Source organism: Bacteriovorax sp. DB6_IX (genome assembly GCF_000447775.1).
Lineage (GTDB): Bacteria > Bdellovibrionota > Bacteriovoracia > Bacteriovoracales > Bacteriovoracaceae > Halobacteriovorax_A.
The window spans coordinates 1-7,635 of the sequence record NZ_AUNJ01000274.1 but is presented as its reverse complement, the minus strand read 5'-3'; the positions used below and the strand labels follow the sequence as shown (position 1 = coordinate 7,635).

General features: G+C 36.9%; 9 protein-coding genes. 3 read left to right on the top strand and 6 right to left on the bottom strand.

Going from position 1 to position 7,635, the window contains the following annotated elements; translation table 11 throughout:
- Window positions 1-137: 137 nt before the first annotated feature.
- From M901_RS07995 to M901_RS07985, 3 genes are read left to right on the top strand one after another with little or no spacing between them, the layout of a single operon-like run.
- The gene (locus tag M901_RS07995) at window positions 138-1,145 is read left to right on the top strand and encodes a fumarylacetoacetate hydrolase family protein (RefSeq protein ID WP_021277686.1); all 1,008 of its coding nucleotides are present in this window, start codon (window positions 138-140) and stop codon (window positions 1,143-1,145) included.
- A gap of 2 nt (window positions 1,146-1,147) precedes the next feature.
- Complete coding sequence (locus M901_RS07990; protein WP_021277685.1) at window positions 1,148-2,236, top strand: homogentisate 1,2-dioxygenase; 1,089 nt, start codon at window positions 1,148-1,150, stop codon at window positions 2,234-2,236.
- Window positions 2,237-2,247: 11 nt separating this feature from the next.
- Window positions 2,248-2,874 (top strand): flavin reductase family protein, encoded by a 627-nt coding sequence (locus M901_RS07985; RefSeq protein WP_021277680.1) that lies wholly within the window; start codon window positions 2,248-2,250, stop codon window positions 2,872-2,874.
- 1 nt (window position 2,875) lies between these two features.
- Here the strand turns inward: M901_RS07985 and M901_RS07980 are convergent, their stop codons facing one another.
- The 6 genes from M901_RS07980 to M901_RS07955 all read right to left on the bottom strand — a co-directional run.
- Entirely contained in the window at window positions 2,876-3,259 is a 384-nt protein-coding gene (locus M901_RS07980) for a response regulator (RefSeq protein ID WP_021277679.1), read from the bottom strand.
- Between the two features lie 176 nt (window positions 3,260-3,435).
- Window positions 3,436-4,719 carry a trigger factor gene (tig, locus tag M901_RS07975; RefSeq protein WP_021277681.1) on the bottom strand — a complete coding sequence of 428 codons (1,284 nt, stop codon included), beginning with the start codon at window positions 4,717-4,719 and terminating at the stop codon, window positions 3,436-3,438.
- 116 nt (window positions 4,720-4,835) lie between these two features.
- The gene (gene truA, locus M901_RS07970) at window positions 4,836-5,600 is read right to left on the bottom strand and encodes a tRNA pseudouridine(38-40) synthase TruA (RefSeq protein ID WP_021277682.1); all 765 of its coding nucleotides are present in this window, start codon (window positions 5,598-5,600) and stop codon (window positions 4,836-4,838) included.
- Entirely contained in the window at window positions 5,587-6,528 is a 942-nt protein-coding gene (locus M901_RS07965) for a hypothetical protein (RefSeq protein WP_034721328.1), read from the bottom strand. The genes truA and M901_RS07965 overlap by 14 nt, the downstream gene beginning before the upstream one ends.
- Window positions 6,518-7,264, bottom strand: a complete 747-nt coding sequence (gene pssA, locus M901_RS07960) for a CDP-diacylglycerol--serine O-phosphatidyltransferase (RefSeq protein WP_021277684.1) — start codon at window positions 7,262-7,264, stop codon at window positions 6,518-6,520. The genes M901_RS07965 and pssA overlap by 11 nt, the downstream gene beginning before the upstream one ends.
- 1 nt (window position 7,265) lies before the next feature.
- A partial coding sequence (locus M901_RS07955) for a phosphatidylserine decarboxylase (protein WP_021277683.1) occupies window positions 7,266-7,635 on the bottom strand: 370 nt, incomplete at its 5' end.

Sequence of the window (7,635 nt, the reverse complement as noted above, 5' to 3'; positions counted from 1 at the left end):
AATGAATGAATATATAAGAATTAGTATTGGGACAAAAGAGGAAATGAAACACTTTTATGAAGCCATGGATGCGGTACTACCAGAATACGATAAGAAATTTGGTAGAGCTTAATTAGTAAAGATTACGAGGAAACAATATGAAAATTTGTCGCTACATTCACAATAATTCAGCAAGACCAGAGGCCCGCATGGGAATTCTTACTGAAGATGGAAAAATCATCGATCCAAACTATGTTTGGGCCTGTGATTATGAAAGAGAGGGAAAGTTTAATTTCTGGGAAAGAGCTAACTATACTTGCCCTTCAAGCCTATCTCAAATTCTGAGACTTAAGGAAGACCCAATTGATTTTCTCAGTGAATGTTACGGACTCTATCTCTTCTTAGAAAAAGTTGGTGACCTAGAGCTTAGAGATGGTACTCCTATTGCTTTTGAGTTTGAAAACTCTAGTGAAGTTAAACTCTCATCACCTATCGATCAAATCACAACATATAGAGACTTTTATGCTCACGAAAAGCACGTAGCTAAAGGGTTTGAAAAACGCAATGAACCAATCCCACAAGCTTGGTATGAAATCCCTGCATATTACAAAGGTCCAACTCATGGCTTCATTGGACCAGAGGAAGAAGTTCTCTGGCCTAAATATACAGATATTCTCGATTACGAACTTGAGCTAGGGATGATTGTTGGTAAAGAAGGGAAAAATATTAGAGAAGAAGATGCTCACGAGCATATCTTTGGTTTCACAATCCTTAATGATATCTCAGCTCGTGATATCCAAAAGAAGGAAATGGCAGTAAGACTTGGACCAGCAAAAGGTAAAGACTTCTGTTCTGTTATTGGACCAGTGATTACAACTTTTGATGAGTTTGACTTCAAAGAGCCCGACCTCAAAATGACGGCAAAAATAAATGGTGAACTCTGGTCACAAGGCAAATCAGGTGACTCACACTTCAGCTGGGCACAAATGATCACTCACGTTTCTCAAGATGAGTGGGTTCTTCCTGGAGACTTCTTTGGAAGTGGTACCGTTGGAACAGGATGTGGACTTGAGTTAGATAAATGGATTCAGCAAGGTGATGAAATTGAATTAGAAATTGAATCTATTGGAAAATTAAAGAATACAATTGGACATAAAGGTAACTAAATATGGAAAACTTTAGAGCAAGTGGAACTCATACCAAACAGGCCCATGTTGATATTCCAGAGGGACTATATGAAGAAGAGCACGGAAGAAAAGGCTTCTTTGGAAGAGTAAGTCAACTTTATCATGAAAACCCTCCTGTAAATTGGACTAATATCGATGGTGACTTAAAACCAAGATGTCTTCCAACTCTTTTTGAGCACCCAGAGACTCAAGACACTCTCCAAGAGGTCTTAAAAAATAATGACTGTATCGTTAGCCTAGGAACACTTACTAAAGACTTTCAATATTTTTATCGTAATGCTGATTATGATGAGCTTTACTTCATTCATGATGGTTCCGGTAGATTAGAAACAACTTACGGACACCTCGAATTCAAAAGAGGTGACTATATTGTAATGCCTAGAGGTACGACTTATAAATTCTTTGTAAGTGAAAGAACAAAACTACTACAAATTGAGTCAAACTCTGAATATGAAGAACCATCAAGAGGTATTCTTGGTCCTAATGCTCTTTATGACCAAACAGCGAAGGTTATCCCAGAAGCTCAAGTAGGTTCCGAAAATAACTTAAGTGAATATATTGTTAAAATAAAAAGACTAGGAAAGATTACAGAAGTTTCTTATCCATTCAACCCCCTTGATGTCAAAGGGTGGAAAGGTTCTGTCTATCCTTGGAAACTTTCAATCTATGACTATTGTCCAATCATGAGCCACAGATATCATATTCCTCCTTCGGGTCATACAACATTTGTAGCAAAGAACTTTGTTATTTGCTCTTTTGTCGAAAGGCCTCTTGAAGACAAGAAACACAAAGTGCTAAAGGTTCCTTTCTATCACTCAAATATTGATTATGATGAGGTTCTCTTCTATCACCAAGGTAACTTTTTTAGTCGCGACAATATTGATGCAGGAGCCCTGACATTTCACCCACAAGGAATTCATCACGGTCCACACCCAAAGGCTTTTGAGGCCGGAGACGACAAACTTTATACTGATGAGTACGCTGTTATGATCGATACTCGTTACCCATTAAATCCAACTGAGTGGTTTTCAAAAGTTGAGAACAAAGACTACTGGAAGAGTTGGATGTAAAAGGAGATAAAATGCTTAGCTTTGATACAAATGGTGACTTTAAAGATAATTATAAATTTCTAATTGGCTCAATCCTACCAAGACCAATTGCTGTAGTTTCAACACTCAATGAAGATGGCTCAAATAATGTTGCTCCATTCTCATTCTTTACTGCCGTAAGCGCAAAGCCAATGATTGTTGCTTTTAGCCCAATGATTAAGAGCTCTAATGGTGAACTTAAAGATACTCCAAGAAATATTCTAAGAGAGAAAGAATTTGTTGTTAACTTTGTCACAGAAGAAACTCTTGATAAGATCAACATGACTTCGACGGAACTTCCATACGGTGAAGATGAATTCAAGTATGCTGGTTTAACTCCTCTTGAATCTGAAGTCGTCAAGGCCAGAAGAATAAAAGAAAGCCCTATTCATTTTGAATGTATTTTCAGAGATCGACTCAGTTACGGAGATGATCCTGGATGTGGTCAGATCATTACTGGTGAAGTTAAGAAAATCCATGTAAATGAAGACATCTACGAAGGTGGTAGAATCAATACAGACCTATTCAAACCAGTTGGAAGAGGTGCTGGAAATGATTGGATTTTATGTACAGATAGAATTCAAAGAGAAAGACTAATGGGCGCGCAGATTCAGAAGTAATCTACGCCGCCGCTTTTATTTCCTTTATAACTTGGCCAATTTTCATTTTTAGGTCTTCGATCTTAAATGGCTTGGCCAAGAAATGATTCGTATGATTTCTTGCCTCACCGATAACATCGGCCGTTAATGATCCCGAAATAATAATGACCTTAGAATGACATAGATCCTCATCAGAAATATAACTCAAGACCTCCATTCCATCCTTCTTAGGCATGGCAAGATCTAGAATAACAATATCGAAAGACTGATTCGTCAGCTTCCTCATAGCGTCGATCCCATCATACGCAGGAATTACTGTCTTAAAGACGTTAAAACTCTTTAAGGACTCAGTTATAAGGTCTGTGAGACTCTTCTCATCATCTACAACCAATACACTTAAACTCATTTCCTCTCCATCAAGAAATAAATACTATTGAAAACAGTTTTGATTCTTTTAAGATGTTACGGTGAAATGTGAATATTTATGAAGTAAAATAAAACTTAATTTTTTAGAGATGTGTGATTTCAGGATGTTACCCCCACAAATTATAGACATTGTAGGGGTAACTATAAGATTAAAAATTATTTAATTTTTAGATCTGCTGCCAACTTTTCGAAAGTTTTTTCTTCACGGATAGCATACATAAGATTTCCTTTCATCTTTTCATCTTTTCCGTAAAATTCTTTAACTTGTTCAGCTGAAAGTCCTGAAAGCTTAGCAGACTCTTCAATCTTAGCGTCGAAGTCTGCATCAGTTGCTTCAACTTCGTATTTCTTAGCTAGGAAGTCTAGAATAAGACCAGACTTAACTTGGAAAGTTGCTTTAGTTGTTAGGTCTTCAGTCCACTTAGAGAAGTATTCTGATAGCATCTCTTCAGTGAAACCTTGAGCTTTAAGGTTATTTGCAAGATCTTGCTTTAAGAAGTTTTCTTGTTGAGCAACCATTGCTTGTGGTACTTCAAAAGAGTTTTCTTCAATTAGCTTCTCAAGGATTTCTTGGTTAAGTTTTTCTTGAGACTGTCTTTCTTTTTGTTGAGTAAGGTTTGCCTTAGTCTTCTCTTGGAAATCTGCAATTGACTCAAATCCCATTTCTTTTGCTAGTTCGTCTGTGAATTCTGGAAGAACTTGCTCTTTAATTTCTAGAAGCTCAACATGGAATTTAACTTTAGCATCTTTAAGTTCTTCAACGTGGTAAGAATCAGGGAAAGTTAACTCAAGAGTCTTCTTCTCACCTTTTGTCATACCAATCATTCCATCTTCAAAACCTGGGATGAATTGTCCTGAACCAATTTCAAGAAGGTATTCTTCACCTTTCATATTTTCTGGCTTTTCACCATCTTCTTTCTCACCTTCAAAGTTGAATACAGCGTGGTGACCTTTAGCAAGTTTTGCTTTTTCGTCTTCAAGCTCTTTCATCTCTGCTCTTGGAGCAAGGTAGTTCTTCTTAACATCTTCAACGTCTTGATCAGTAACTTCTACTTTATCCTTAGAGAAAGAAAGTTTTGAGTAATCTTTAAGTTCGATTTCTGGGAAAGTTTCAACTAGTGCGTCGAAGCTCACAGACTCACCATCTTTGTAATCAACGTTTTGGAATGATGGGTAACCCACAACTCTAACGTTTTCTTTGTCTACTGCTGCAAAGAACTCTTTTTGAACAAAGCTATTTAATGCATCAGATTCAACTTGTGGGCGGTAAAGCTTTTCAACCATAGCAAGTGGAGCTTTTCCTTTTCTAAATCCCTTAATATTTACAGATTTTTGTTTTTCTTTTAGAGCAACTTTGATTTGTTCACTTAAATCTAAGTTATCAAATGAGAAAATAAATTTCTTCGTGCATCCATTAACTTCTTCAACTTTGTAACTCATTACACAATCCTTCTTTGTTTATACATTGCATCAATTAAAAAAATAATTGCCATCGAAATTATCGAGAATATCCCCGAAAGTCAATGAATAGACGTATTTCCTAGAGGGAAATGAGGCTAATATTCAACCTTGAAAAGATATAATCCTTGAGGTGGTGCAGTGGGTGCAATTTTTTGATCTAGCTTTGAGTCAAAGGCATTCTGAAGTTGTTCAATCTCAACTCTCCCCCTAGCGACGGCCCAAATAGAGGACATTATCAGTCGCACCATCTGTTTTAAGAAACCATTACCAGAGATAATTAAGACATAGGTATTTTCTGGAAAAAGAGAATGATTCTCCGGACAAACTTTTTCAACTCGACACTCTGTTACCTTTCTTACTGTCGTCTTAACCGGCGTCCCCACAGTATGAAAATTAACAAAGTCCTTTTCACCAATAAAAACTTGGCAAGCTTCATTGGCCTTTTCCAAATCAATTTCGAAATCTAGATAAGTCAAAAGCTCGGCCATATGAGGTAACTGATACTTTTCAGTAGAAAAGTAATACTTATAAGTTTTTGACTTAGCATCAAAGACTGGCTGGAATTGATCAGAGCTTTCTTCAATTTGAGTGACTTTGATCTGCTCAGGCAACAAACCATTTAAGGCCCTCTGAAGTCTTTGTACTTCCATAAACTTTGGCATAGCAATGCGAATAGTTTGCCCAATAGAGTGAACTCCGGCATCTGTTCGACCCGAGCCAATGACATGTACATCATCAGAAGAACTGAGTTTTTTAAGAACTTTCTCTAACTCACCCTGAATAGATTTCTGGTCAGGTTGTTTCTGCCAACCATAGAATGAAGTCCCTTTATACTGAACAATTGCCTTATAATAATTCAAACTTAAATCCAACACCGATTGAAGTTCCACTTATCTCTAAGTCTTCTTTCTTAAAGTTAGATAGCTGCATCGTTCTTCCAATAAATGAAAGACTAAGGTCTGAAACTTCACTATTGTTTTTGAGGTAGTTTCCGTATGAAGAAAATATCTGAGATAATGAGATGTCTAAACTTGCTTGAGCAGCATAACCTGTTCCCATTTGTCTTAGATCCTTATCATCTGCTCCTTCTTCCCTATCACTTCTATTTTGTAAAATAGCCGCAACACTAGGTCCTCCGGCCAATGATAACCCGACATAGCGTCCAAGATGAATCTTGGTACCAAGCATGAAATCAATAGGAATAACCCAAAAATTGATAGTTGTTCTTGATTCTGAATTATCGTCAGAGAAAAGACCTTTTCCAGTATTATATGAAAATCCCGCATCCAACTGGAAAAATAAGTCTGCAAAACCACGATAGAAATTTCTTCTATAATTCATCATCAGATAACCGGCTTGAGTTGAATCTGCTGAATCGGAATCAAACGTTCTATTGAAGAGATTGTCCGCATCTTTATAATCATAGGTATCCATATAATATGAAAATCCCCATGCAGACTTAGACTTCTTATGAAGTTTCTTTACAATCTCATCGTTTGAAAATTCTTGATAGTTACTATTATCTTGATCAATAAATGCTGACTGTCCCTGGATTGAATTTGTCCAAGAATCATTTGAAGAACCCGGCGCCGGGATATTCCCTTTAGAGTCTTTTACACTTAATGCTTTATCCTTATGAGTTCCACTTAGAAATGGTGTCTCTTCAGATTCTTCCTTTTGATTTTCATAAGGAGAATCTGTTATCTGACCACTTAAATTCTGAGCAGTGTCGGCCATAGTAAAGTTCATGGCCATTAGCAGAGATAAAACTTTAAGGCTATTCTTCATCTTCTTCCTTCCAATCAAAAATTGTTGCCAATTCTTTTCTGTGAGCAAAATCGTATACTAAACATGATAGAACATATAGTGTAGTAACGCCAAGTATCATCACCTGCTCATGAACCAGAATGAGAGTAAAAGTTAGAAATATAATCGCTAAGACCTTTCTCTTATTCTTCTTAACAAACTCAGAGTTTTTAAAAGAAGCAAAAGGAATATTTGAAATCATCAAAAACCCGTAGGCAACCGCATAGAATGCGGCAATATATTTTGCCCATGGTCCTAGAGTAAACTCTGTCGAAAAGAGGACAAACCCGATGACAGCTAAAGCTGCACCTGGAATTGGTAAACCTTGAAAATAATCTGACGTGACTCTATCGATATTAGCATTAAATCTAGCTAATCTCAGAGCTCCACAAAGGAGATAGATAAAAGGGATAATCACCCCAATTCTTCCCAAGTCCTGAAAAAATCTTAAGTAAAGCAAAAGTGCCGGTGCCATTCCAAAAGAAATAACATCACTGATTGAGTCAAACTGCTCACCAAACGAAGACTGAGTTCCTGTAAGTCTCGCAACTCTCCCATCGACACTATCAAAAATGGCTCCTAATAAAAGGATCATTGATCCCATATAGAACTGTCCTTTCATCGCAAAAACGATCGAAGCAAAACCACAGGCCATATTAAGTGCAGTGAACGTATTTGGTAAAAAGAACGCAATTTTCTTTGGTCCTTGAATAATCATTTTAATCCTCTTCTACAAATCGAGCGACAATCGCTTCAGTAGCAATAACTTTATCGCCTTCTTTAACAACAACTTCACAATCTTGTGGGAGTAATAGTTTTACATAGCCCCCAAAAGGAAAGTAACCAATATTAACTTGTCTTCTTCCTCTATCTCCCGGAAGAACAATGAGCTCAGGTAAACGACCTGTCACAAATCTTATAAATTGCATCGAGATTGTTCTTCCCTTTTTGTCTGAAAGTTCAAGAACAGTCCCCTTGTCATCACAAATATCTTTTGGAGTAGAAAATCTAAAAGATGAGAAATCAGAGTGAAAAGTTAGATTCTTTATCTCTGATGTAGAAGGAAGATAAATTCCCTCTTCTTGAAGC

Coding starts and splice junctions, on each gene's coding strand:
- M901_RS07995 (WP_021277686.1), top strand. CDS start 138: ATGAAAATTTGTCGCTACATTCACAATAATTCAGCAAGACCAGAGGCC.
- M901_RS07990 (WP_021277685.1), top strand. CDS start 1,148: ATGGAAAACTTTAGAGCAAGTGGAACTCATACCAAACAGGCCCATGTT.
- M901_RS07985 (WP_021277680.1), top strand. CDS start 2,248: ATGCTTAGCTTTGATACAAATGGTGACTTTAAAGATAATTATAAATTT.
- M901_RS07980 (WP_021277679.1), bottom strand. CDS start 3,259: ATGAGTTTAAGTGTATTGGTTGTAGATGATGAGAAGAGTCTCACAGAC.
- tig (WP_021277681.1), bottom strand. CDS start 4,719: ATGAGTTACAAAGTTGAAGAAGTTAATGGATGCACGAAGAAATTTATT.
- M901_RS07965 (WP_034721328.1), bottom strand. CDS start 6,528: ATGAAGAATAGCCTTAAAGTTTTATCTCTGCTAATGGCCATGAACTTT.
- pssA (WP_021277684.1), bottom strand. CDS start 7,264: ATGATTATTCAAGGACCAAAGAAAATTGCGTTCTTTTTACCAAATACG.